A 23,626-nucleotide genomic window follows, 5' to 3' on the forward strand; every position below is an offset into this window, starting at 1 on the left:
TTCGAAGCACATGACAGTAAACAAAAAAACCTGGCGAATATCGCATCGCCAGGTTTTTTTCGTTACTCGTTTATTTAACAGCTTCTTTTAATTCCTTACCTGCTTTAAAAGCAGGTACTTTACTAGCTGCAATTTGTATTTCTTCGCCAGTTTGCGGGTTTCTTCCTGTACGGGCAGCGCGGTCACGCACTTCAAATGTTCCAAAACCAACTAATTGGATTTTTTCTTCTTTAGCAAGTGTAGCCGTGATTGTTTCAAACAATGCGTCCACTACTTTTTTTGCGTCGTCTTTTGTCAGTTCAGCTTGTGCTGCAACACTGCTCACTAATTCTGTTTTATTCATATGAACACCTCATCCTTTTATTTTGTATAAAGTATGTAGAGTAGACAACATAACATATCTTGTATGTCTCTGTCACTTAAAATGGCTAAATAAAAGGAATTATCGCTCTAAATTGATCTTTTTTAAAGGTAAAAGGGCTTTGATCAACATTAACCTAATGACCTTTTCAACTTTCTGCAGTTTCCAGCTGCAGCCATTGATAGATCGTATCCATATCTATGTTCTCCTCCAAATGGGAAGCCAAGAGATTGTAAGCTTCCTCCCTACGCTCCGAGTCGCTTTGAACATTTTCCTTCACTTCTTCCAACCCCTTGTCCCGTCGAATTTGGTTAACTAGTAATCTAGTGAACAAGCGATTATGGAATATCCCATGAAGATATGTTCCCATTACCTTGTTGTCATTGGTAATGGCTCCATCCTCTCTTCCATCCTTCAATAAAAGAAAGGGCCTTACTTGTGACTTCAATGTCGTTCTGCCTAAATGTATTTCGAAACCGTTAAGATTCATTTGACCTTCCATTATCCCGGCAGAAAGGACACCTTCCATTTGTACCGTTTTCTTTTCTGCTTGAAAAATGGTTTCCACCGGAAGAAGCGAAAGCCCTTCCGCGTTCTCACCGTCACCCTCGACCGCGTCGGGATCAAAAAGTTTTGTCCCTAGCATTTGAAAACCGCCACATATGCCGAATATCATCGTTCCTTGTTTCCGCAGTTCATTGATGGCCCGATCCAATCCCATACGTTTCAACCACTCTAAATCTTCCATCGTGTTTTTTGTACCCGGCAAAATTAGCAGATCGGGATTACCTAACTCATGGACACTGCTTACCAGGCGGACACCTACTCCGGGTTCATCAAAAAAAGGATCCACATCTGTAAAATTGGAGATCCGCGGAAATCTCAAAACGGCAACATCGATCGGAAACTCAGCCTTTTTAGGTTTTTTAAAACGTAAGGAAGAGAGGGCAAGTGAATCTTCCGCTTCAATATTCACGTCTAGATAGGGCAGCACCCCGAGAACCGGAATCCCGGTTTCCTTTTCCACCCATTCAATGCCATCGTCCAATAATTCACGCATGCCACGAAATTTATTGATGATGATGCCCTTTACACTATCTCGTTCATCTTGATCCAATAAGGCAAGTGTCCCGATAATGGACGCAAATACTCCACCACGATCAATATCGGCCACTAAAATGACAGCCGCATCCGTTAGTTTCGCCATTCGCATATTCGCTATATCCCGGTCCTTAAGGTTAATTTCAGCCGGACTTCCTGCCCCTTCGAGTACAATGATGTCATATTCATCTTGAAGTTTTTCCACCGATTTACGGATGATGGGCATGGCTTCCTGGACAAATTGGGACCGATAGCTTTTTGCATTCATATCAAGGAAATGCTTTCCGTGCACAATGACTTCCGAAACCATATCCTGTTTCGGTTTCAGTAATATCGGATTCATATCGGTCGTTGCCGTGATCCGTGCTGCTTCCGCCTGTACTCCCTGTGCCCGTCCGATTTCACCGCCATCCAAGGTTACATAAGAATTCAAAGCCATGTTTTGTGATTTGAATGGGACGACACGTAATCCTTTATTGGAAAATACCCGGCAAAATGCCGTACAAATCAAACTTTTCCCTACATCAGATGACGTCCCTTGTATCATGATGGATCGTGCCTTCATTCCGTTCACCCCCTAAAACTCTAATCCTTTGACAGCGCCGATACCCTCGTCATAATAATGCTTGGTCGCCTCGATCGATGAAACCAAATCCGCGATTTCCATAAGCTCTGGCTTGGCATCCCTGCCTGTAATGACTATATGCATATGTGCGGGACGATTTCGAATTGCATCGATGACATCAGCCAATGGCAAGACATCTTCAATCGGGAATTTGGAGATCGCTAAAGCATTGTTCAACTCATCCAAAACAAGTAAATCAATATCCGGATCAGTAAGTGCCAGTTTCGCCTTTTCCCAAGCTAACGCTAATGCATTGCGATGCTCTTCTGGTGTTTTTGTCCATGTAAAACCAATACCTAGCTGTTCCATTTCAACTCCTAATTTTCTCAAAGCCAATGCTTCCCCATATGTACGCTCTGGAGATTTTATGAACTGAAGGTATTTGACATTCATTCCTCTGCCGATTGCCCTTAAAGTCACCCCTAATGAGGCAGTCGTCTTGCCCTTTCCGTTTCCTGTATAAATGAGCATTAATCCTCTGCGTGCCACTCACTCACCTACCTTCATAGCCAAACTGTTTTTTCTATGTATGAAGTCCTTTTAGTAGCAGGAACCGGCTGATCGCCTTTAGGGTATCCGACAAAAATGGTGCCGATCACTTTTTTGTTTTCCGGTGAACCGATAAATTCGTGCAGGCGTTCATCCCTGACAAGGCCCACTCCTCTAGTGCGCCAAACGAATCCAAGACCAAGTTCTTTTGCGGCAAGCCACATCGAATGGACGGCACAACAAGAAGCGAATACATTGTCTTCGGATGAATCTGGATCGTCAGGCAAAATATCAGCAGTCACGACTATGATAAGCGGTGTCGTCTTTACAACTTCCAGTGAACTGTCAATCAATTTTGGTTTGGTCGGGAAGCGTTCATGTAAATACCTTTCTGCCAATCTTTCATAACGGTGCTTCGCTTCCCCCTTGATAACATAAAAACTCCAAGGTTCACGCAATCGGTCGTTAGGGGCATAGGTAGCCGCTTCCAATAACTTCCTGATTTTTTCGTCTTCCACTTCTTTTTCTTCGTAATTCCTTATTGCCCGGCGTTCCTTCAATTCTTGAATGATGGACATTCAGACTCATTCCCTTCCTTAATGGACTCTGATTCAATCACTCTTTCAAACCATTGGATTTTTTCTCTTAATTGGACGACATCCCCTACTAGAAAGATTGACGGATTTTGAATTTCTTCTGTTATAGCTTTCAAGGAAATCGAACTTAAAGTACCGGTAATCGTCCTTTGTTTATCTGTCGTGCCCCATTCAATGACGGCCACTGGCGTTTTACCGTCCCTGCCATGCTCCATCAATTTTTCACAGATGAACGGCATATTACCTATTCCCATATAAAAGGCAATGGTATCGATGCCTTGAGCCAATGCTTGCCAATTCAGGTTATCCTGCCCCTTGTAATCACGGCCATGGCCTGTCACAATGGCATAACTTGAGGCATGTTCACGGTGGGTTACCGGGATGCCCGCATAAGCCGGTGCTGCGATTCCCGCTGTGATTCCTGGGACGATATCATATTCAATCCCGTTAGCAGCCAGTATTTCCGCTTCCTCACCGCCCCGCCCAAAGACAAATGGATCTCCACCCTTCAGACGGGTGACGTTTTTCCCCTGTAAAGCTTTTTCCACTAAAAGTTCATGTATTTCATTTTGAATGAGATGATGTTTCCCTGGTGATTTCCCGCAATACACCAGTTCTGCATCTTCTTTTGCATAGTTTAATAGTTCTGGATTGACAAGCCTGTCATATGCAATGACATCCGCCTTTTGGATACATTCCAGTCCATATACCGTAATCAATTTCGGATCTCCGGGACCCGCACCGACCAGATGAACTTTTCCCGGTTTCATGCTCGCGCCTCCTCTTAAGCTTCAAAAAATACCTTTTTCCTAGTTGATAGTTTCATGGGCAGATCTGTTTTTTTGTTTTAAGCAAGCATCGATCCAGTTCTTTGCAAGTGCTGGATTGGAAGCAAAATGAAAGTGGGTATACCCAGCAACAAGGTTGCCCAATACACACCCCTCTTGTTTCGAACCGAATCTGCCTTTGGCTTCATAAGCATGTGCAAGATCATCATCCGCTTCAAATGTCGAGTAGTGGAATTCATGACCTTTTGCATGCTCCATTTCATTGATCAAAAAATTGCCTGGAGTTCCTGTAATTTCACGATACCCAAGTGCTGCAAGCTTTTTCTGCATTTTAATCCTGCCCGGGATCATTCCTGCCATCTGATGCGTTTCTCCGGAAGTTGTTTCAATTGATTTGCTCAAAAACATGAAACCGCCACATTCCGCAAGAGTCGGCATCCCCTTTTCAATGGAGCTTCTGATGGATAAGATAGCATCCACGTTACCGGAAAGTTCAGCTGCAAATTCCTCGGGAAAACCGCCTCCAAGATATAAACCATCAGCATCCAATGGTACTTCATCCCCTTTTAATGGAGAAAAATACTTGATGTTCGCCCCATATGCTTCAAGCAGCTCAAGGTTTTCCTGATAATAAAAATTGAAGGCTGCATCTTTTGCGACGGCAATGCACACGTCCTTTTCATTTTTGGGTTGAAAAATATTTGAGTCTCCACTGGTAACGGAGCTTGTCTTGGATAAACGGTACAACTGCTCGATATCGATCGTTTCCATGACTAATTGTGCAAGCTTATCGAAAAACGGATTTAGTTCCCCGCGTTCAATAGCTGGAATTAAACCTAAATGACGGCTTGGAATATCAATATCCAATTCCCGCTTCATATAACCGAGCACCGGTACATCGCATTCTTGCTCAATGGCTGATTTGACAATTTTGTAATGACCTGCACTTCCCACTTGATTGGCAATGACCCCAATGATGTTCGGGCCGGTCGAAAAGTCCTGAAATCCTTTTACAATTGCAGCTGCACTCCGTGCCATGCTGGCACAGTTGACTACCAACAGGACAGGGCTTTGCGTGATGATGCTGATTTCAGCCGTCGATCCTGTATTGGCTAATGGACTTTTGCCATCGAAGAAGCCCATGACTCCTTCGATGATCGATATATCAGCTCCGGCACCTGCTTTGTTAAGAATTTCTCGAACTGTGTCATGTTCAAACATCCAACTGTCAAGATTGCGTGAAACCCGTCCTGTAACTGCAGTATGATAAGTAGGATCAATATAGTCAGGACCACATTTGAATCCTTGAACGGTATAGCCTTTCTTCTGGAGGGCTGCCATGATTCCGATGGTCAATGTCGTTTTACCGACACCGCTTCCGGTACCTGCAATTACCAATCTTCTATCGTTCATATTTTTTCTCCCTCCTTAAAAAGGAATGATCCCAACTGATATGGTTACGTTCCCCGATTTTTTCTTAACCAGCTCCAATTGTTCAGCTTTAGTATAAATCCTCACAGCCGGTTCACTCACACCATATGCTCCCGTGTATTTAAATACTGTATCCGATGGCGCTTCGATTTTGGCTTGATTAAGCTCTTCCGGTTCATAATGCACGAATTCCCAGCCATATTTTTCAACTACTTCAATCAAACCGAGTTCGTCTTTCTTCAAGGAAATCGTACAGATCGCCTTAACGCTTTTTAATGAAAACGATAATTCGGCTAGTGTTTCTGCAATCACCTGCTCAATTTCAGCAGCAGCAGTTCCCCTATTGCACCCAATACCAAGAGCAATGACCTTGGGACGATATACGATTCCATTTTCCAGGATTCTCTTTTCCGACTGCTTAAGCATGCGGTGAGTCACGACCAGAGCTGCTTGCGGCTTTGCTTGAAGCGCTTCTTCAATGGATGGGTATACGATAATTCGTTCAGGTAATGCCGTTTCATAAGACCACCAATTCCGTTCACCTGATTCCTGTACAACGGCAACATGCTCTTCATTTACAACGGACGCACTTACTGGCGTCAATTTTTCTGCGGAATCCCAAATCCAGCCGAAGCGCTGGCCGAATAAGTCGACAGGAATCGTTTTTTGTACATCCGAAGCCGTGGTGATTATAGCTCTTGCATCAAGGGCTGCAGCAACTTCCTTAGTCAGTTCATTTGCCCCTCCCAGATGCCCTGAAAGTACACTGATAACATTTTCCCCTTTATCATCAATGACTACGACACCTGGATCCGTTTTCTTATCCTTCAAAATTGGTGCAATCATCCTCACGACTGCCCCGAGTGAAATAATTAAAATGATTCCCTTATATTCCTTGAATAAAGCTGGCAATAGCATACGGACACTGCCCGAAAAAAGCTGGATCTGCTTATGCTCTTCGTCCCCTTTTTCAAACTTGCTCATGTAATAAAGATCGGAATTCGAAAAAACGGTATGTAATTTTCGTGCCAGCTCGACACCATGCTTTGTAATCGCCACGATCGCATAAGTGTGGGACCGTTTAATGGGAGCAAGTTCCGCTTCTTTCAATTCAATGATCATGGTTTAACACCTTTTCTGAAACCGTGGGTAAAACTCGCATCATATAGTTTGGAACGGTATTCATCTTTATCATGGATGTCAGGGTCCAAAGCCCATCCAGCCAAAATCATCGCATGCTTGCGGATGCCATTTTGACGCATATCATCATCTAAGTTCACTAACGTGGTGCGGACGATTTTTTGGTCCGGCCATGTTGCCCGTTGAATGACTGCAACCGGTGTATCATCCTTCCAACCGGCTTCCTGGAGTTCTTTAACGATTTTTTTGGTCAAGGTCGCACTCAAGAAAAGGGCAATCGTACAGTGATGACTTGCCAAATCACGTAACTTCTCAAATTCCGGAACAGGCGTACGTCCTTCTGCCCTCGTTAATATGAGTGTCTGGGTTAAATCAGGGATGGTCAGCTCTGCTCCTATTGCCGCTGCTGAGGCGAACACCGAACTAACGCCAGGAATCACCTCATAACCGATACCCTCTTTCTTCAATAGGACAATTTGTTCCATGATTGCACCGTACATGGCAGGATCCCCTGTATGGATTCTGGCAACCATCTTTCCTTCCTTAACACGATCAACCATGACGCCAACAATTTCCTCCAAATGCATTCCAGCCGTTTTGAGCACCTCGGCATCTGGTTTTGCCTTAGCAATCAATTCTTCATTCACTAATGAATCCGTATATAAAATCACATCAGCCGTTTGGAGAATGTTCAATCCTTTTACAGTAATCAAATCCGGGTCACCCGGTCCGGCACCTACAATATATATCTTCATTTTCTCACCACCATCAATGTTAAGTATTCCAGTTCAATTCCTTCCAATTCACTCACTTTCCAAATCACTTCCTCATCGGAAGTGACTTTGGTTACGACCGAGGCCTTTTCAAGCAAGTCCAAATCTTTTAAAACGGTAATCATTAAATCGATGACCTTTGCCACTTTGATGAACACCACGGCATCATGATCTTCGATGGCCTTCTTCATCGCATCATAATCATCCCTTGCAGGAACTATCGCAACATGATCATCACCATCAGCCAAAGCGATGCCCAGCCTTGATGCTGATCCATTAAAAGAAGAAATGCCCGGGACTGTCTTGATTTCGACCTCGGGATGCAACTCCTGCATCAATTTCATCATATGTATGAATGTACTATATAAAAGCGGATCGCCTTCCGTAACGAAAGCAACATCTTTTCCTTCATTTAATTTTTGCCAAACCTTTTCAACCGTTCCGTTCCATTCCCGATCCAAAATGGCTTGATCTTTCGTCATCGGAAAAACAAGGCCCAGCATATCCTTCTCTTCAGGACGAATGTAAACTTCAACAATGCGATGGGCGTAGCTTTTACTCCCTTTTCTTTTTTTGGGATACGCAATGACCGGAGATTCCTGAATCACGCGAAATGCCTTTACTGTAATTAACTCTGGATCGCCCGGGCCCACGCCAAGGCCATATAATGTACCAAGATTACTCATTCATGTCTTCCTTTCGTTGTGCAGTAATGATATACACCGGATTAAGAGGTACAAATCTGTTCATTCCCAATATTGGCTTACTTCTGGAGATTTGCGCATGCATGATGGAAGTGTGAAAACCAGCTTCCGCAAATGCCTCATTAGCCCTGTAAAGATTCTCAATCGTCGCAGCATTAAGAACGATCCTGCCGCCTTCTTTAAGCCGTTTGCAGCAAGTATTGATCAGCTCTCCCATTTCGCCGCCAGTCCCGCCAATGAAGATTGCATCAGGATCAGGAAAATTTTCCAATCCCTGCGGGGCTTTACCATGAATCGCCGTTATATCGGTACGGAATTTACGTTGGTTTTGATAACAGTTTTCTAAATCAGGCTCATTTTTTTCAATCGCGAAAATTTGACCTTCGGATGCAAGCTTGGCCGCTTCAATTGCCATTGAACCCGTACACGTCCCAACATCCCAAACTATGCTGTTTTTCCTGAGCTTCAACGCATGCAGGCTTAATACCCGAATTTCCTTTTTGGTTATGAGTCCTTTGTCGGGCTTACGCTGCGAAAATTCTTCATCTTCTATCCCCAAGGACCAGCTTGGACCTTCTGATTTTCTTTTCAAAATGACGACATTCAACGGTGAAAATTCCCGCTCCATCATTTCATCAAGTTCATACCAGCCAGATTCTTCTGTTTCCCCTTGAAGATTTTCAGCCACAAATGCCCGGTATTCCGTAATTCCGAATGAAAGGAGATATTTAGCCAGTTGATTGGGGCTATTTTCGCTGTCAGTAAGCAAGGCAACTTTCGCTTTCCCATCAATCCTTTGGGCCAGCCCTTTCATACTGCGTCCATGAATACTTACGAGAAAGGCATCTTGCCAGCTTTCCCCCATTTTTGCAAAAGCAAGCTGAATTGAACTGAAATATGGGTAAACCTCCATGTTGATTTTGCTGGAAAGATAACCTCCCATTCCATAAAACATTGGGTCACCCGAAGCTAAGACAACTGTTGGACGAGTTTCATCCTGCAGTTGCTCCACCACCTTTTTCAAACCGCCCTTTATGACAATCTTTTTGCCAGAATAGTTCGGAAAGAAGGATAAGACCCGTTCACCTCCGACCAGCACTTCACTTTCTTCTATCCATTGGGCATATTGAGGCAGTAAGCTTTCCTGACCGTTATCCCCTATCCCGATTAATTTAATCGATTGACTCAATTCCAACAGCCCTTCCCAGTAATTGTCCTTTCAACGAATAAATCGCCGTTTCCATTTCAATGCCGCCCTTCACTTGGTTTATGGCAGAGTGACAGCAGGATTCACATAGTTTATTAAAAAAGTCAAAATTATTAATGGCTGACATCATATCCCCGACTTGTGACGCTGTGTTTGCATTCTTGATTTCAAGAACAAGATCATCATCAGCTCCGACGCTTTGGGCTATTTCCGAAAGAAAACCGAAGTCGACCGGGGCACTTTTTGAATGCACCATCATCACACCTTGGGCCACTTTGGAGAATTTGCCCATCATGCCGACCAGTGAAACCTTTTTAATTCCCTGCCTCTTACATTGCTTAAGTGAGAAGCCCACAAAGTCACCCATTTCTATAAAGGCTTCCTCAGGTAAATCCTGGAGAAGGCCCATGGCATACTTTTCACTGCGCCCGCCAGTCGTTAAGACAAGATGCTCACACCCACTGGCTTTGGCGACACTGATAGCCTGGACGATACTTGCCATATAGGCGGAACTGGAAAAAGGGACGACGGTGCCCCTTGTTCCCAAAATGGAAATGCCTCCCACAATCCCCAAGCGGCCATTTAATGTTTTTTTCGCTATTTCTTCACCTGCGGGCACGGAGATGACGACTTTCACTCCTCTATTGATCTTAAATTCTTCCAGTGTTTGTTGCACAGTGGTTAAAATCATTTTGCGCGGTACAGGATTAATCGCCGCTTCTCCAACTGGAACGGGAAGTCCGGGTTTGGTTACACGACCAACTCCGGTCCCTCCATCCAAGATAATCCCAGGTGCATCCGACCAGCTGACAGTAGAGATAATATGGGCCAAATGTGTGGCATCGGGATCATCTCCGGCATCTTTAATCGTTTCTGCACTAACCGCATTTTCCGATATTTCATATTTCTCAATAGTGAAAGTGGCATCTCGGCCGATTGGCAAGGAAATGGTTGCCTCCTCTAGTGCATCCCCAGTGATCAAAGCGGTCAATGCCGCTTTGGTCACGGCTGTCGAACATGCTCCCGTCGTATATCCATGACGCATTTGTGAGGGGTCTTTTTTCACTTTCTTTTCCATGTTTTTTAACTATCAGCTAAAAGGGAAATCGCGTTCAATGCTGCAACAGTGACAGTACTTCCACCTTTTCGGCCAATATTCGTAATGAATGGCACTTCTGTGATCTTAGCCAGTTCCTCTTTCGATTCTGCTGCAGAAACAAACCCAACAGGCATTCCAATGATTAAGTCCGGTTTTGCAATCCCTTCTTTAATAAGTCGAATGAGCTCAAGTAAAGCGGTAGGTGCATTGCCAATCGCATAAATGCCCCCTTCATTTTCCTTTACCGCTTTTTGCATCGAAATGATCGCCCTTGTCGTATTCAAACGTTTTGCCTCGACCATCACATCCGGATCTGAAATATAGCAATGGACGTCCCCGCCATGTTTTTGAAATCGTTTTTTGCCTGTACCGCTCTCGATCATTTGAACATCCGCAATGACATGTCTGCCTTTGCGAATTGCTTCCACACCAGCTTGAATGGCATTTGGATGGATGATGACACTTCTTCCCAATTCAAAATCCGCTGAAGCATGAATGACCCGGCGGACGATCTTCCATTCATCTTCAGAAAAATCATGATTGCCCATTTCTTCAGCAATGATTGAAAAGCTATAATCATATATTTTGTCAGGGTCTACCGTTAGTGGTTTAAAATCCGTTTTAAAATCCATCTTGCATTCCTCCTATTTTTCATTTAACTGATTATTCAACTCGGCAATGACATGTTCAAAACTGGAATGAACATTCTGATAGTCAACATCCGGTCGAGATATCATGATCGTCTCAATTCCACATTCCAACGCGGCTTCCAATTTCTCATCAACCGCACCGACCTTGCCGCTTTCTTTCGTTATCATCAATGTGACCCCATATTGTTCATATAGAGCTTTATTTAATTCTTTGGAAAACGGCCCTTGAATCGCAACGATATTTTTTTGTTCGATGCCCAGCTGTGCACATTTTTCCATATTGTCCATGCGTGGCAGCATTCTCGCTATGACTCTGGTATTCTCGAGCCCTACCAATTCTTTTGCGAACACGGATAGTGTTTTACTTCCGGTCGTGAGCATGATGACTCCCCGTTTTGCAGCGGCAAGCTTGGCAGCTTCCTCATAATCACGGACAACTATCAATTTATCATTCTGAAACCGTTGACTTTCACGCTCATAACGAATATAAGGAACATTTGCTGCCTTTGCTCCGTTAAGGGCGTTTTTGGATGCTTCTTCGGCAAATGGGTGACTTGCATCGACTACAGCGTGAAAACCTTTTGCAGTGATTAAAGATGTCATATCTTCTGCAGTTAATCGGCCAATCTGGGTGGATATCCCAGCATCTTGCAAACTCTTAGCCGCCGATTCGGTTACAACAGTTGCCAACACCTTGAATCCCACCTGCTGCATCTCAATCGCTAATTCCCTTGCATCACTTGTACCCGCTAAGAACAAAATCATTTTGATGTCCCCACCACTTGCCCATCATGATCGTGGTGATGATCGTGGTGATGATCGTGGTGATGATCATGGTCGTGATCGTGATCGTGATCGTGGTCGTGATGGTGATGATGGTGAGCATGTCCATGTTCCTCGACATGTTTACGATAGTTTTCCAGATCACGCGCCCCGCTTGACCTGCCTTCACTGGCTTCAATTACTCGTTCTTGCAGAATGTTCTGTAATGTTGGATGATATCCAAAATACTTTGCCAAAATGAAATCTCGATCATGATATTGCTCTTGATAGCCTTTCAGCATATCCTCCATTCTTTCCATCAACACCCCAGTGAAGAGGAAATATGGCAGCATCACTATTTTTTTTGCCCCTAATCGGATGCATCGTTCAATACCTTCATCAACGTGCGGGTCCGTTACACCCATGAAGGCTGTTTCGACCCATTTAACGTTTAATTTTTCCCATAATAATCGTGAAATTTTATATATATCACTATTTGCATCAGCATCACTTCCACCTCGGCCAATTAGCAATATCGCTGTCTCAGAATGTTCAGAGGTCGTATCGAATCCCGCCTCCTCAAGACGGTCTGTCAGGATCGTCAATACATCATGGTGGACCCCGATCGTTTGGCCATATGTGAATTTCACTTCTGGATACTTGGTTTTCCCATCCTCTATTTCAGCCGGTATATGTAATTTCGAATGTCCTGCATGCAACAAAATGATCGGTATGACGATAACTTCAGTAGCCCCTCGTTTTACACAATTATCAATGCCTTTGGATATATTCGGTGCCGCAAATTCCAAGAAGCACGTTTCAACTAGGAAACGCTCGTCCATTGCCGGAATCATATTTTCAATAAAATGACGGACTTCATCATTTCCCGAAGCCAACCGGCTTCCGTGTCCTACGAACAAAACTGCTTTCATTTACTTTCCCCCTCTTGATTAATCTTCACAAGGCGCAGGCTCTATGTTTATTTTGGGAGCGATGTCCTGATAAGAAAAATTCTGTATCTTTTTCGAACGTTTGAAGTATTTAAAAAGCCGCTCATTTGGATGGGCATTTTGCTTATACTCCCCGACGATGTCCGTGATCAGTTCAACAAGCTGTTCCGGTTCAATGCCTTCCGCAACCGGCTGACCCGGATGGGCTGTTCTTCCAACCGGTTTTGCTCCAAGAAATAAGTCGAACTTCCCTTTTCGGAAGACAATCCCGATATCATCCATCACAGCACTATAACAAGCCATCCCACACCCATTAAAACCGATGTTCAGTTCCTTGGGCATTTTCATTCCGCCAAGCACCCGGTGTATTTCATCCGCATAAGGAATGGATTCCGCTTTTTCACCATCACAGAAATCACAGGCTTTTAATGTCAGTACATCTCCAATCGGCGACAAAAGAAAGTTTGCTGATTGTAATTTCCCCGTAATGACTTCCGGATCCGTTGTCGGAATCTTTAAGACGATTTTATGATTTGGCGTGTATTCCATCGTTCCCTTTTCCCCGACAACTTCCGCAAGTGTCATCATTTGTTTGGGAGTGAATTGTTTATTCGCCACACCTGGACTAACGGCAAGTTCGAATACCGACTCCATTTTTTGCTGAACAATCGGCTGAATGGATTGCTTAACGGTTTGACCCTTGACTCTTGACAGGGCCTCCATTGCCATTTCAAAGGAAGCCGGCTTCTTTTCTGGTGCTTTTGTAAGTAATCCAACTCCTCCAGCGGACTCTGTTAAGGCTTCTTGATCTAATGCCCACGGTTCCGCTTCTTTTTGCAGTCGCTGATGCGGCTTCAATGTTTGCTTTTCCGAATTCAAAGTATATTTTCTCTGATAGCCTCTTGGTGTGATGATTTTGTCATCATATAAAAAGGTGGATGAATTACCGATAATGACGGTGGTCAACATTCCAATATCGTGATTCAACATATCCTGCAAATTGGTTATGACAATATCCTGCCTATCGCGATAAGCACTTTTCACCAACCCGACAGGTGTATCCGGCGAGCGGTAGCGAAGGAGAATTTTCTGTGTTTCAACAATTTGCCGGGTCCGCCTGCCGCTGCGCGGATTATAAAGTGCAATGACAAAGTCTGCCATTGCAGCTGCTTCAACCCTTTTAGCGATCAGTTCCCAAGGAGTTAAATGATCACTGAGGCTGATCGTACACGAATCGTGCATGACTGGTGCCCCAAGTAAAGACGCACATGAGTTGATTGCAGAAATGCCAGGAATGACTTCAATGCCCACTCCAGTTTCTTCTTTCCAGCCTTTCTCAATCAATACTTCATAAACCAACCCTGCCATCCCGTAAACTCCGGCATCCCCACTGGAAATCACCGCCACTTTCTTTCCCAGCTCCGCTTGTTTCACTGCTTCCTGTGCACGTGATACCTCTTCAGTCATCCCCGTACTAATGATCGTTTGATCTGTAAGCAATCCCTGAATGAGTTCAACATAAGTTTTATAACCAATGATGTAGTCACTTTCTTGAAGGGCTTCGACGGCACGTTTGGTAATGTGTTCAAAATTCCCGGGCCCAAAGCCCACGACGAATAATTTACCGTTTGTACTCATTAAGACATCTCCTTTTACGCTTTGTTCTTTGAAATACCCGTATGAGCAGGAAAATCTGGATTAGGGGTCATTTCCCCATCATAGAATTGATAGACCATCTGTGGAACAAACTCACCATCAGCGATATTACTGACGATCTGCCGACCGAAATCAGGCGTTTCCACTCGATACCAGTTTCCTTGGGGATAGGCAATCACAACGCAGGCATCCTTACATCTTCCGTTACAGCGTGTCCTGGTTGTATGGATTTTCAGATCCAGTCCTTTTGAAGTAATTTCATCGCGAATCGCTTGGGTTACTTCTTCCCCGCCCTTTTTCATGCAGCTGCTCCCATTACAAATCAACAGATGCGTATTTGTACCCGTCAAGTTCCAAGTAGTCATCTTCTTCCTCCTGAGTTCAGGGAAAAGGCAAAATAAAAAACCTTAACATTAGAGTCAAGGTTTTAAAAAAACTATATGATGAGGAGCCAAAGGCAAACATGCCAAATCTCCCAAAATCGTCATAGTCCTTCTACCTTTCCCTCCGAAAAGTATCATGCAATTTTAAAAGCAGGTTTCCTGGCTTACGCTTCATTTTACTTTGTCCCTTCCCGGCATCATGCCAGTGGCTATCGACAATTTCATCAGCGTTTACAGTAGCGGGGGCTGCATCGGATTATCACCGATTTCCCTATTATCCCTTGCTTATTAACACAAGGGCACTTTTAAAATGAAATATTTGGTTTTATTATACATTCTAACTAACTTAATCTATCATATAACAACTTTATCAAAATTCAATAGTTTATTCCGACTGTTTAGAAAAGTTTAAAAGTGTAAAACCAGTTAAAATCCTTTCCTTGCAACAAACTTCGTCCCTAAAAAAAAAGATAGTGTAGCTGGAATTATTTCTTTATGGTACACTATACGAGAATTTTCAAAATAATTACATAAGTTTCATGGTGTTGAATTTCTCGGAATTCAGCTTAAAAGGGAAGCCGGTGAAAATCCGGAGCGGTCCCGCCACTGTAAAGGGAAGTCCTATTACTTTAACTTTAATCCACTGTCAAATGAGATGGGAAGGATGTAATCGGATGATGAACCAAAGCCAGGAGACCTGCCATGAAGCGTGAAACTGTTTCAGCCTACGAGGATGGGCGTGCGGATCAGGCAGAATGGCCCATGGTTGGTTCATGCTGCAAAATTCCTGTTCATTACGCACTTCTTTCCTTTGAGAGAAGTGCTTTTTATGTTGGGCGCCGCTTTTCTTCTCAAGATTGATCAGAAAAATTTAAAAGTGTTGAAAGGAGAAAGAATGAAAAGAACCAATTGGAAAATTATTTATTTTGTCATCTTACTGCTTTTTGTCCCGAACCGGGCAATGGCCATGCATATCATGGAGGGCTTTTTACCCATTGAATGGGCTATATTCTGGTGGGCCGTGACGTTTCCATTTTTAATCTTGGGTTACCGGTCCATTAGGTCCAAAGTAAGGGAAAACCCAGAAACAAAAATGATACTTGGCCTATCGGGCGCATTTGTATTTATTTTATCTGCCCTAAAGATTCCTTCCGTTACGGGAAGTTCTTCACACCCTACCGGAGTTGGTTTGGGTTCCATATTATTCGGACCATTGGCCATGAGTGTCGTTGGCTCCATCGTTCTGTTATTTCAAGCTGTTTTACTGGCTCACGGAGGATTGACGACATTAGGGGCCAATGCATTTTCCATGGCCGTTTGCGGACCGTTCATTGCTTACTTTGTCTTCAAGGGCGCAACTAAATTGGGGTGGTCTTTTTCACTTGCCGTTTTCTTGGCAGCTGCTTTTGGAGATTTAGGAACCTATGTGGTCACTTCCGTTCAACTTGCTCTTGCGTTTCCATCCGAGGTAGGAGGATTCATGGCCTCTTTCAGTAAATTTGCAGGGATTTTTGCCCTGACCCAAATTCCCTTGGCAATCAGTGAGGGGTTTTTGACAGTCGTCGTGATGAATTTCTTGAAAAAATACAATCTAGGTGAATTGAAATTGCTGCGAGTTTTATCTAAGGAGGCCCGTTAATATGAAAAAAAGTCTACTGCTGCTTTTCCTGGTTGTCATTCTTGCAACCATACCGTTAATCACCCAACAAGGAACGGAATTTGGCGGTGCCGATGGCGAAGCTGAGGAAGCCATCACTAAGATCCATCCGGAATACAAGCCATGGTTCAACAGTATTTGGGAGCCGCCAGGTGCAGAAACCGAAAGCTTATTATTTGCGCTTCAAGCTGCAATCGGAGCCGGTTTCATTGGATATTTCATTGGCGTGATGAGACAAAGGAATAAGCAAACCAAACAAGAATTGGAAGAAAAATCGAAGCATGTTACTCATTGATAAATATGCCTATTTCAATGGGCTAAAGGATGTACATCCGTTGGAAAAGATGGTTTTTGCACTTTCCCTTTTGCTGTTTTCGTTAACGGTAAGGGATATGGCCGTTTCGCTCATCACTTTTACGGTGATGAGCGCTTTAATCATTTTTGCGGCAAAAATCCCGCTTTCCTATTATCTGAAATTACTTCTATTGCCAGGATTTTTTATACTATCGGGAACAATTACCATCCTTTTTTCTTTCACAAGTAAATTTACATCGATATCGAATATATGGTGGTCCTGGAAGGTCGGGAACTGGCAAATATTCATCAGCGATGACAGCGTCGGTACAGTGGCCAATTTGATCACTGTCGTATTAGGCAGCATCAGCTGTTTATATTTCCTTACCTTAACTACACCCATTACCGTCATCCTATCTGTGCTGCGAAAATTTAAAGTGCCTTCCTTATTGATCGATTTAATAGAATTGACCTATCGCTTCATCTTTATTTTTTTAGATACAGCTTTGGCCATTCACCAAGCACAAGCTTCACGGCTGGGGTATGTTTCATTAAGGAAAGGCATACGATCTCTCGGATTACTAATCTCGTCTTTATTTTTAGGAGTATTGCAGCGCTCTGGACAATTGACGATGGCCATGAACGCAAGAGGCTATCAGGAGAATCTTTCCTATATCGAGGATACTTACACCTATTCCTCACGCAATTGGCTGATCGCGATTGCAATATTAGGAAGCTTAATCTTTATTAATGGATATTTGTAAATTGGAGGCAACCCAACAATGGACGAGCATATTTTTCATATAGATGGCCTCACCCATCAATTCGCAGATGGAACGTTCGCTTTAAACGATCTGTCGCTAACGATTAAACATGGTAAAAAAATTGCATTATTAGGCAATAATGGTGCCGGTAAATCGACTTTTTTCCTCCATTTAAATGGTCTTTTACAACCTACAGCAGGAACAATCAGATTTAAGGGCAAGAAAATGAAATATGACCGTAAATCATTATTATCATTACGAAAGCAAGTCGGGATCGTTTTTCAAGATCCCGACTCGCAGCTCTTTTCCGCTAATGTACAACAGGATATATCGTTTGGACCGATGAATTTAGGATGGGATAGAATTAAGGTCCAGGAGAAAGTAAATTGGGCAATGGCCCAAACGGAAGTAACGGAACTGAAAGACAGACCTACCCATTTTTTGAGCCTTGGGCAAAAAAAACGTGTCGCCATTGCGGGAATACTCGCCATGGAACCCGATGTCTGGCTCTTGGACGAGCCTACCGCTGGATTGGATCCTTATTTCTCAAGACAGATCATGGCTCTGCTGGACAGTATCCACGCCCCTGAGAAAACGATTATCCTATCAACTCATGATGTTAATTTGGCTTATCAATGGGCTGATGAAGTCGTTGTCATGAACGATGGTAAGGTCATATACCAAGGGGACCCTATTTCCGTTTTCCATGATGAAGACGTTTTGCTGCAGGCACATCTGGAGAAACCGTGGGTTTTTGAAATGTTTCAAGCCCTTCTTCAATCAAGGAACCCTGCAGAAAGGGACTTTTTCCCAAGAACGAAGGAAGAATTGCTTCAAAAGTTGGAGACAGAAAGAATTTATTAATTATGTTTCCCCTAGCTCTTGTTTAATCAGAAGCTAGGGGAACTAACCGATATATCTATAAAATAGCAGGCGATAATTCTTGTTCCTAAAAAAAACAATTTTTATTACCTTTCTTCTTTAGATCTTTCTTTTGCAATTTCAATATCTCTTCCGTTTACATCATCAATGACTGCCTTTATTTCGCCTTCCGCATAAGTATCGGAGACTTGTTCGTGAGTTCTGGCCAGTCCAGAGGATAATGGATCTTCCCGTTTATAATCGCTGACATCATATATTCTTCCGGCAACTTCTGAAGATTCATTTTTTGACTGCTTGCTATCCATTTTTTTCACTCCTAGTTTTTAAATTGTCCAAACATTTTGATAAAATCACTAAAGACAAAGGTATTTTGTGTAAAAAACGAAGCAATATTCAATAATGTTAAAAAAGGAGGAAAAAGGCAAAAAAAAGCTTACAAGTAAAATCCCCTTTCAAGGACTTAACATGTAAGCTTAATGAGAGCTTAGCCCTCCTTCTTCACATCCATATTATCGGATGGGTCACCCCAACATTCCACATTCTTCAAACCTTTAATATTGTTCACATGGAAGACAGGATTTTTCCCACTTTTCTTTTGCCTTTGATAATCCGCCAGTGCAGCAAAAGCAATCTTTCCAAGTAAAGCTATGGCGATCAGGTTGATAATGGCCATAAGGGCCATCAGCAAGTCAGCCAGTCCCCAAACAAAATCCAGTGAGGCAAGCGAACCGAATATCACCATCCCTACGACTGCAACCCGATAGATGTTTAACCAAACCTTATTTTCATTGATGAAGCCAATGTTCGACTCTCCATAATAATAGTTGCCCACAATGGAACTAAAGGCGAATAACAATACAATAATGGCAAGGAAAATACCGGCCCAAGATCCCAATGCCGTTCCTAGGGCATTTTGGGTAAGGACGATCCCATCCGTTTCCTTCGATGTATAAAGACCTGAAAACAGTATGATGAAGGCAGTAGAACTGCAAATGATGAGCGTATCGACAAAAACACCTAGAGACTGAATGAGTCCTTGTTTGACAGGATGGCTGACATCAGCCGTCGCACCAGCATTAGGTGCACTACCCATACCTGCTTCATTTGAAAATAGGCCGCGCTTGATTCCCTGCATCATGGCAGCTCCCAAAACTCCGCCAGCCACTTCTTTAATACCATCGAATGCACTTTCAAAAATCAAAGCAATGACACTCGGTAACTCGGTAATGTTTATGATGATTATAATCAACGCCACTATAACATAGGCTCCTGCCATAATCGGGACGATGACTTCAGAGACCTTTGCAACCATTTTGATTCCGCCAAAAATGATGACAGCCGTGACGATAGCCAAGATGATTGCAGTAACCCACTTTTCAATCCCAAATGATTCGTTGAATGCGCTCGTAATCGTATTGGCTTGTACCGAGTTGAACGCTAGTCCAAATGTAAGCGAAATCAACACAGCGAATGTGATGCCCATCCAACGGGCATTCAATGCTTTTTCCATATAATACGCAGGACCGCCGCGGAATGCATCCCCATCCTTGACCTTATAGATTTGGGCAAGTGTACTTTCAATGAATGCGGAAGCAGACCCGATCAGTGCTATTAACCACATCCAGAAAACAGCTCCAGGTCCGCCCATCGTGATTGCGATGGCAACACCTGCAAGGTTACCCGTTCCTACCCGTGATGCAGTGCTTATGCAAAATGCCTGAAAGGATGTTACACCTTTTTTATCCGCAGAGGCCCCTTCTCCCAAAAGCCGGAACATTTCCCCTACCATTCTGAATTGGACAAACTTCGTGCGGACGGAAAAATAAAGTCCCAATCCAATCAACATGATGATCAATATGGAAGACCATAACACATCATTTGTCTCACTAATAAATTTTTCTAACATCTCCATTAAACCAAACCCCTCTACTTAACTCTAATTATTATTATAAAAACATATACAACTATAATTTATTTCCCAATACATCGGGGAAATAAACAAATGAAGCCCATAAAAAAAGGAAATTCCAGAATCAATCTCCAATACAATAATATATTATATCCTAACAAACAATTTTTTTCATTCATGAATTGATGGAATCAATCGATTAATATAATATTTCAGTATTATTACCTATAGATAATAATGTTTCTTCCTCACATCATTAACGTTCGTTCAAAACGAAAATAAATTCCATTGGTATCCTTACTATTTTAAAAAAACACCTAGAGATATAATGCAAAAAAAGCCTCACACGTCCTGATTTCAGGTTAACGTGTGAGGCTTTTTTGCATTCCTCTGCTCTATCTTATATTCTGGTTTGCTGTAGGTCTCAATGTTAAAATTAGGTATTATGATATCCTTGTTCTGCCTCTACTAGATGGTTAGAATACCTTGTGCAAACATCTTTCGTAATTCTTTCTTATCAATTTTTCCAATCGGAGTCAATGGGAACTTATCAAGAAAATAGGCTACTTTAGGAACCATATACTTAGAGGTTCTTTGTTTGCAGAAATCAATTAATTCCTCACTCGTACAGTTCGATCCTTCTCGCAGTGATACCACTATACACACTATTTCTCCCCAATCTGGATGGGGAACACCTATGCAAGCACTTAATGCAACAGCAGGGTGCTGGTTCACCACCCGCTCCACTTCTGAAGAATATACGTTCATCCCGCCCGTAATGATCATATCTTTCTTCCTATCCACAATATAAAGGTAACCGCTTTCATCCCATTTGCCAATATCCCCCGTGTAGAACCAGCCATCACGGATGTATTCTTGGGTAAGATCCGGTCTTTGATAATAGCCTACCATCATGGCTGGTGATTTTACGATAATTTCTCCAAGCTCGGTTGGTTTTACATCATTTCCATCTTCATCAATCAGTCGAACTTCGGTAAGAATGCACGGTTTCCCACAGCTTTTCAAAATTTCCGAATTGTTATGATAAGCCCATACATGAGCGCTCTTCGATAGTCTGGCAATGACTATATTGCATTCAGTCATGCCGTATTGCTGGCGCATGATAGGCCCGAATACTTCAAAAGCTTCTTTAAGGCGCTTTTGAGAAATTGGTGACGCGCCGTAGAAGATATTGCGCATGGAGCTCATATCATATTCCATCTTCTTTGTCTGATCAAGGAGCCTGTATAACATGGTCGGTACCATGAATGTCGTCGTGATTTTATGTTCCTTTATCGCCTGTATGAAGGCTGCAGCGTCAAATGAGCCCATCACATAGACATGGACGCCCGAAACAAGGGATCTCCAAAGTAATGAACCGGCTGAATGCACAATGGGCGTACTTAGCAATACCCGGTCACGGTCGTCCAGCGGGTCTTCGATAGCTGCAGAAAGCATGGCGGCGCCGAGTCCTTTCTGGGAATGCATGACGCCTTTGGGTGTGCCCGTTGTCCCGCCTGTATATGACAGAAGGGCAATGTCTTCCTCCTCAGCTAATGGCAAGTCTAGATTATTTATTTCGCCGGGCCATTGAAACAGTTCAAACTCCTCCGGATAATTAATATGAAAACCTGGGAGCGCAATGACATGGACATCTTCCTTCTTCATTTCTTCCAAATACTCAAAGAAGGTGTCAAAGTGAGTCTGTGTAGCTATTATGACCACTTCTGGTTTTGCTTCCTTTAAAATGAATTGTATTTCTCGTTTCCCCAGTTTTTCACTTAATGGCACCAAGGTGGCTCCACATTGCTGGATGGCCAAACCAAACATCACACTTTCTAAACTGTTTGGAATGATGGTCGCTATGCGGACACCCCTTCCTGCACCTAAACGAAGTAGATAAGAAGTGATAAGTTCTGTTTTCCTCCATAACTCGTCGTAGGTTACCGTTTCACCGTTTGGCAACAAGGTAATAGCCGGCAGTTCGCCGAATCGTTTCATTCCTTTATTCAACAGTGACTGAAATGTCATCTTGTGCAGCATGTATATTTCCTCCCTCGAAAAAGGTTTTACCCTTTTAATAATGCTTTGGCAATTGTATTTTTTTGAATTTCTGAGGTTCCGCTCAGAATACGATACATCCGAGCACTCCTGTACATTTTTTCTACTGGATGCCCTTTTACCAAGCCTTTGGAGCCAAAGATTTGGACAGCCTTGTCAGCCACACGGCAATTTACTTCTGAAGCAAACAGCTTAGCCATGGACGTGCCGGCTCGATCATCATTTCCTTGATCAATTTTTTCAACCACATCATAGACCATGCACTTTGCTGCATAGATTTCAGTTGCCATATCTGCGAGCATATGCTGAATTGCCTGGAAGTCACCGATGGGCCGGCCATGTTGGACTCGCGTTTTGGCATGTTCAATAGATAAATCGAGAAGGTGTTGAGCCATTCCGATAAAGCCGGCTGCATGGGAAGCGCGATTTGTGTTTATTCTTTTCAATCCGAGCAGCAACCCTTTTCCTGGTTCTCCGATTATATTGGCGGCAGGCACTCGACATTGATTGAAATTCAATTCAGCATGTATGCGTTCTCCTGATAGGGGAACTTGAATGGCTCCTAGTTCAAACCCCGGATGTTGGGGTGTTTTTTTATCAACTAGAAAAGCAGTGATTCTTTCTTTTTCTCCATTCTGAGATTCTTTCGCTATGACAATGGCGAAATCAGCATAGGGGGCAGCACTGATAAAATGTTTTTTTCCGTTTAATATATAATCATTTCCGTCTTTCACGGCTGTTGTTTCGATAGCAAAGGCATCCGATCCGGCATTTGGTTCTGTAAGGGCAAAGCAGCAGCTCGCTTCTCCCGTCACAACGGGCATCACATATTTTTCTATTTGCTCCGGTGTAAAACTTTCCAACATCTGACCAATTCTTAGCGGCCCGCCAATCTCGCCAATAACCTGTCCCCATAAAACCGCTCCGGAACGGGCCAATTCTTCCTTGAACATGCATAAGCCTTTTAAGCTAACATTTTGTCCGCCAAAAGTTTCAGGGAGGTTAATTCCGTAAAACCCCAATTCCCTGGATCGTTTCCTTGCCCATTGTATAGCTTCCATCGGGATATCCTCTTCAGCGTTCAATCCATGCTCCTGTTCATATGGAAGCAATTCATTTTGGATGAAATCCTGCAACTTTGTTTGAAGTACCTCTAATTTCTCTTCCTGGGTCGTTACCATAAGTGTCCCCTTTCGGTTTTTATTTTTTTTGAACTTTTTAATTATTTAAAATGTTATAATATTAATTTTAAATGTAAATAATATTTAAGTAAAATAAGGATATATGATATAAATATAAAAAATATTGATGTAAATAAAAAAATATTAGTTCCCTATCATCCTA

Annotated in this window: 25 protein-coding genes and 2 riboswitches; of the genes, 5 read left to right on the forward strand and 20 right to left on the reverse strand. The window is 43.0% G+C overall.

The window, feature by feature from the left end:
• Positions 1 to 70: 70 nt before the first annotated feature.
• The 16 genes from ACIQZD_RS12610 to ACIQZD_RS12685 all read right to left on the reverse strand — a co-directional run bounded on the left by ACIQZD_RS12610 (position 71) and on the right by ACIQZD_RS12685 (position 14,697).
• Positions 71 to 343, reverse strand: a complete 273-nt coding sequence (locus ACIQZD_RS12610; protein WP_063233522.1) for an HU family DNA-binding protein — start codon at positions 341 to 343, stop codon at positions 71 to 73.
• A 166-nt stretch (positions 344 to 509) separates the two neighbouring features.
• Complete coding sequence (locus tag ACIQZD_RS12615) at positions 510 to 2,027, reverse strand: cobyric acid synthase (protein WP_402902791.1); 1,518 nt, start codon at positions 2,025 to 2,027, stop codon at positions 510 to 512.
• 12 nt (positions 2,028 to 2,039) lie between these two features.
• The gene (locus tag ACIQZD_RS12620) at positions 2,040 to 2,576 is read right to left on the reverse strand and encodes a cob(I)yrinic acid a,c-diamide adenosyltransferase (protein WP_402902794.1); all 537 of its coding nucleotides are present in this window, start codon (positions 2,574 to 2,576) and stop codon (positions 2,040 to 2,042) included.
• A 14-nt stretch (positions 2,577 to 2,590) separates the two neighbouring features.
• Positions 2,591 to 3,154 carry a nitroreductase family protein gene (locus ACIQZD_RS12625; protein ID WP_402902797.1) on the reverse strand — a complete coding sequence of 188 codons (564 nt, stop codon included), beginning with the start codon at positions 3,152 to 3,154 and terminating at the stop codon, positions 2,591 to 2,593.
• Positions 3,133 to 3,942: a uroporphyrinogen-III C-methyltransferase gene (gene cobA / locus ACIQZD_RS12630; protein ID WP_402902800.1), complete on the reverse strand. Its 810-nt coding sequence runs from the start codon at positions 3,940 to 3,942 to the stop codon at positions 3,133 to 3,135. The genes ACIQZD_RS12625 and cobA overlap by 22 nt, the downstream gene beginning before the upstream one ends.
• Positions 3,943 to 3,981: 39 nt before the next feature.
• Positions 3,982 to 5,373 (reverse strand): cobyrinic acid a,c-diamide synthase CobB, encoded by a 1,392-nt coding sequence (locus tag ACIQZD_RS12635; RefSeq protein WP_402902803.1) that lies wholly within the window; start codon positions 5,371 to 5,373, stop codon positions 3,982 to 3,984.
• Positions 5,374 to 5,388: 15 nt separating this feature from the next.
• Positions 5,389 to 6,513: a cobalt-precorrin 5A hydrolase gene (locus ACIQZD_RS12640; RefSeq protein WP_402902806.1), complete on the reverse strand. Its 1,125-nt coding sequence runs from the start codon at positions 6,511 to 6,513 to the stop codon at positions 5,389 to 5,391.
• The gene (gene cobM, locus ACIQZD_RS12645) at positions 6,510 to 7,286 is read right to left on the reverse strand and encodes a precorrin-4 C(11)-methyltransferase (RefSeq protein WP_402902809.1); all 777 of its coding nucleotides are present in this window, start codon (positions 7,284 to 7,286) and stop codon (positions 6,510 to 6,512) included. Before cobM ends, ACIQZD_RS12640 begins: the two co-directional genes overlap by 4 nt.
• Positions 7,283 to 7,990, reverse strand: a complete 708-nt coding sequence (gene cobI / locus ACIQZD_RS12650) for a precorrin-2 C(20)-methyltransferase (RefSeq protein ID WP_402902811.1) — start codon at positions 7,988 to 7,990, stop codon at positions 7,283 to 7,285. The genes cobM and cobI overlap by 4 nt, the downstream gene beginning before the upstream one ends.
• Complete coding sequence (gene cbiE / locus ACIQZD_RS12655) at positions 7,983 to 9,197, reverse strand: precorrin-6y C5,15-methyltransferase (decarboxylating) subunit CbiE (RefSeq protein WP_402902814.1); 1,215 nt, start codon at positions 9,195 to 9,197, stop codon at positions 7,983 to 7,985. Before cbiE ends, cobI begins: the two co-directional genes overlap by 8 nt.
• On the reverse strand, positions 9,181 to 10,293 hold the full coding sequence (locus ACIQZD_RS12660; protein WP_350302418.1) for a cobalt-precorrin-5B (C(1))-methyltransferase: 1,113 nt from the start codon (positions 10,291 to 10,293) through the stop codon (positions 9,181 to 9,183). The genes cbiE and ACIQZD_RS12660 overlap by 17 nt, the downstream gene beginning before the upstream one ends.
• A gap of 5 nt (positions 10,294 to 10,298) precedes the next feature.
• Positions 10,299 to 10,946: a precorrin-8X methylmutase gene (locus tag ACIQZD_RS12665; RefSeq protein ID WP_034312499.1), complete on the reverse strand. Its 648-nt coding sequence runs from the start codon at positions 10,944 to 10,946 to the stop codon at positions 10,299 to 10,301.
• A 12-nt stretch (positions 10,947 to 10,958) separates the two neighbouring features.
• Positions 10,959 to 11,729, reverse strand: coding sequence for a precorrin-6A reductase (cobK, locus tag ACIQZD_RS12670; protein WP_402902823.1), 771 nt, complete (start codon positions 11,727 to 11,729; stop codon positions 10,959 to 10,961).
• Positions 11,726 to 12,658 (reverse strand): sirohydrochlorin chelatase, encoded by a 933-nt coding sequence (locus ACIQZD_RS12675; RefSeq protein WP_402902826.1) that lies wholly within the window; start codon positions 12,656 to 12,658, stop codon positions 11,726 to 11,728. The genes cobK and ACIQZD_RS12675 overlap by 4 nt, the downstream gene beginning before the upstream one ends.
• An 18-nt stretch (positions 12,659 to 12,676) precedes the next feature.
• Positions 12,677 to 14,314 carry a precorrin-3B C(17)-methyltransferase gene (cobJ, locus tag ACIQZD_RS12680; protein WP_101221873.1) on the reverse strand — a complete coding sequence of 546 codons (1,638 nt, stop codon included), beginning with the start codon at positions 14,312 to 14,314 and terminating at the stop codon, positions 12,677 to 12,679.
• A 14-nt stretch (positions 14,315 to 14,328) separates the two neighbouring features.
• Positions 14,329 to 14,697 (reverse strand): (2Fe-2S) ferredoxin domain-containing protein, encoded by a 369-nt coding sequence (locus ACIQZD_RS12685; protein ID WP_402902830.1) that lies wholly within the window; start codon positions 14,695 to 14,697, stop codon positions 14,329 to 14,331.
• Between the two features lie 150 nt (positions 14,698 to 14,847).
• A riboswitch (cobalamin riboswitch) is annotated at positions 14,848 to 15,037 on the reverse strand.
• 201 nt (positions 15,038 to 15,238) lie between these two features.
• A riboswitch (cobalamin riboswitch) is annotated at positions 15,239 to 15,434 on the forward strand.
• On the opposite strand from ACIQZD_RS12685, the gene ACIQZD_RS12690 reads away from it, so the two are divergent.
• The 5 genes from ACIQZD_RS12690 to ACIQZD_RS12710 all read left to right on the forward strand — a co-directional run bounded on the left by ACIQZD_RS12690 (position 15,418) and on the right by ACIQZD_RS12710 (position 18,294).
• Positions 15,418 to 15,576: a hypothetical protein gene (locus ACIQZD_RS12690; protein ID WP_336862461.1), complete on the forward strand. Its 159-nt coding sequence runs from the start codon at positions 15,418 to 15,420 to the stop codon at positions 15,574 to 15,576. It overlaps the preceding riboswitch by 17 nt.
• A 34-nt stretch (positions 15,577 to 15,610) precedes the next feature.
• Positions 15,611 to 16,354, forward strand: coding sequence for an energy-coupling factor ABC transporter permease (locus ACIQZD_RS12695; RefSeq protein ID WP_402902834.1), 744 nt, complete (start codon positions 15,611 to 15,613; stop codon positions 16,352 to 16,354).
• Between the two features lies 1 nt (position 16,355).
• The gene (locus ACIQZD_RS12700) at positions 16,356 to 16,667 is read left to right on the forward strand and encodes an energy-coupling factor ABC transporter substrate-binding protein (RefSeq protein ID WP_402902837.1); all 312 of its coding nucleotides are present in this window, start codon (positions 16,356 to 16,358) and stop codon (positions 16,665 to 16,667) included.
• The gene (gene cbiQ / locus ACIQZD_RS12705) at positions 16,654 to 17,430 is read left to right on the forward strand and encodes a cobalt ECF transporter T component CbiQ (RefSeq protein WP_137023627.1); all 777 of its coding nucleotides are present in this window, start codon (positions 16,654 to 16,656) and stop codon (positions 17,428 to 17,430) included. Before ACIQZD_RS12700 ends, cbiQ begins: the two co-directional genes overlap by 14 nt.
• An 18-nt stretch (positions 17,431 to 17,448) precedes the next feature.
• The gene (locus ACIQZD_RS12710) at positions 17,449 to 18,294 is read left to right on the forward strand and encodes an energy-coupling factor ABC transporter ATP-binding protein (RefSeq protein WP_402902841.1); all 846 of its coding nucleotides are present in this window, start codon (positions 17,449 to 17,451) and stop codon (positions 18,292 to 18,294) included.
• Positions 18,295 to 18,398: 104 nt separating this feature from the next.
• Here the strand turns inward: ACIQZD_RS12710 and ACIQZD_RS12715 are convergent, their stop codons facing one another.
• The 4 genes from ACIQZD_RS12715 to ACIQZD_RS12730 form a co-directional block, all read right to left on the reverse strand.
• On the reverse strand, positions 18,399 to 18,617 hold the full coding sequence (locus tag ACIQZD_RS12715; protein WP_137018441.1) for a YozQ family protein: 219 nt from the start codon (positions 18,615 to 18,617) through the stop codon (positions 18,399 to 18,401).
• Positions 18,618 to 18,796: 179 nt separating this feature from the next.
• The gene (locus ACIQZD_RS12720; RefSeq protein ID WP_402902845.1) at positions 18,797 to 20,224 is read right to left on the reverse strand and encodes an alanine/glycine:cation symporter family protein; all 1,428 of its coding nucleotides are present in this window, start codon (positions 20,222 to 20,224) and stop codon (positions 18,797 to 18,799) included.
• Positions 20,225 to 20,689: 465 nt separating this feature from the next.
• A complete protein-coding gene (locus tag ACIQZD_RS12725) occupies positions 20,690 to 22,264 on the reverse strand; it encodes a class I adenylate-forming enzyme family protein (RefSeq protein ID WP_402902848.1) in 1,575 nt (524 codons plus the stop codon).
• 26 nt (positions 22,265 to 22,290) lie between these two features.
• Positions 22,291 to 23,463 carry an acyl-CoA dehydrogenase family protein gene (locus tag ACIQZD_RS12730; protein ID WP_402902851.1) on the reverse strand — a complete coding sequence of 391 codons (1,173 nt, stop codon included), beginning with the start codon at positions 23,461 to 23,463 and terminating at the stop codon, positions 22,291 to 22,293.
• Positions 23,464 to 23,626 lie beyond the last annotated feature (163 nt).

It is taken from the genome of Peribacillus sp. NPDC096447, assembly GCF_044762725.1.
Lineage (GTDB): Bacteria > Bacillota > Bacilli > Bacillales > DSM-1321 > Peribacillus.

Excerpts from the sequence above, each read along its gene's own strand:
- ACIQZD_RS12690 (WP_336862461.1), top strand. The coding sequence starts at position 15,418 with ATGAAGCGTGAAACTGTTTCAGCCTACGAGGATGGGCGTGCGGATCAG.
- ACIQZD_RS12615 (WP_402902791.1), bottom strand. The coding sequence starts at position 2,027 with ATGAAGGCACGATCCATCATGATACAAGGGACGTCATCTGATGTAGGG.
- cbiQ (WP_137023627.1), top strand. The coding sequence starts at position 16,654 with ATGTTACTCATTGATAAATATGCCTATTTCAATGGGCTAAAGGATGTA.
- cobK (WP_402902823.1), bottom strand. The coding sequence starts at position 11,729 with ATGATTTTGTTCTTAGCGGGTACAAGTGATGCAAGGGAATTAGCGATT.
- ACIQZD_RS12715 (WP_137018441.1), bottom strand. The coding sequence starts at position 18,617 with ATGGATAGCAAGCAGTCAAAAAATGAATCTTCAGAAGTTGCCGGAAGA.
- ACIQZD_RS12700 (WP_402902837.1), top strand. The coding sequence starts at position 16,356 with ATGAAAAAAAGTCTACTGCTGCTTTTCCTGGTTGTCATTCTTGCAACC.
- ACIQZD_RS12665 (WP_034312499.1), bottom strand. The coding sequence starts at position 10,946 with ATGGATTTTAAAACGGATTTTAAACCACTAACGGTAGACCCTGACAAA.
- cobM (WP_402902809.1), bottom strand. The coding sequence starts at position 7,286 with ATGAAGATATATATTGTAGGTGCCGGACCGGGTGACCCGGATTTGATT.
- ACIQZD_RS12720 (WP_402902845.1), bottom strand. The coding sequence starts at position 20,224 with ATGGAGATGTTAGAAAAATTTATTAGTGAGACAAATGATGTGTTATGG.
- cobI (WP_402902811.1), bottom strand. The coding sequence starts at position 7,990 with ATGAGTAATCTTGGTACATTATATGGCCTTGGCGTGGGCCCGGGCGAT.
- ACIQZD_RS12725 (WP_402902848.1), bottom strand. The coding sequence starts at position 22,264 with ATGCTGCACAAGATGACATTTCAGTCACTGTTGAATAAAGGAATGAAA.
- ACIQZD_RS12675 (WP_402902826.1), bottom strand. The coding sequence starts at position 12,658 with ATGAAAGCAGTTTTGTTCGTAGGACACGGAAGCCGGTTGGCTTCGGGA.
- ACIQZD_RS12640 (WP_402902806.1), bottom strand. The coding sequence starts at position 6,513 with ATGATCATTGAATTGAAAGAAGCGGAACTTGCTCCCATTAAACGGTCC.
- ACIQZD_RS12660 (WP_350302418.1), bottom strand. The coding sequence starts at position 10,293 with ATGGAAAAGAAAGTGAAAAAAGACCCCTCACAAATGCGTCATGGATAT.
- ACIQZD_RS12695 (WP_402902834.1), top strand. The coding sequence starts at position 15,611 with ATGAAAAGAACCAATTGGAAAATTATTTATTTTGTCATCTTACTGCTT.
- cobA (WP_402902800.1), bottom strand. The coding sequence starts at position 3,942 with ATGAAACCGGGAAAAGTTCATCTGGTCGGTGCGGGTCCCGGAGATCCG.
- ACIQZD_RS12635 (WP_402902803.1), bottom strand. The coding sequence starts at position 5,373 with ATGAACGATAGAAGATTGGTAATTGCAGGTACCGGAAGCGGTGTCGGT.
- ACIQZD_RS12730 (WP_402902851.1), bottom strand. The coding sequence starts at position 23,463 with ATGGTAACGACCCAGGAAGAGAAATTAGAGGTACTTCAAACAAAGTTG.
- ACIQZD_RS12610 (WP_063233522.1), bottom strand. The coding sequence starts at position 343 with ATGAATAAAACAGAATTAGTGAGCAGTGTTGCAGCACAAGCTGAACTG.
- ACIQZD_RS12685 (WP_402902830.1), bottom strand. The coding sequence starts at position 14,697 with ATGACTACTTGGAACTTGACGGGTACAAATACGCATCTGTTGATTTGT.
- cobJ (WP_101221873.1), bottom strand. The coding sequence starts at position 14,314 with ATGAGTACAAACGGTAAATTATTCGTCGTGGGCTTTGGGCCCGGGAAT.
- ACIQZD_RS12710 (WP_402902841.1), top strand. The coding sequence starts at position 17,449 with ATGGACGAGCATATTTTTCATATAGATGGCCTCACCCATCAATTCGCA.
- ACIQZD_RS12625 (WP_402902797.1), bottom strand. The coding sequence starts at position 3,154 with ATGTCCATCATTCAAGAATTGAAGGAACGCCGGGCAATAAGGAATTAC.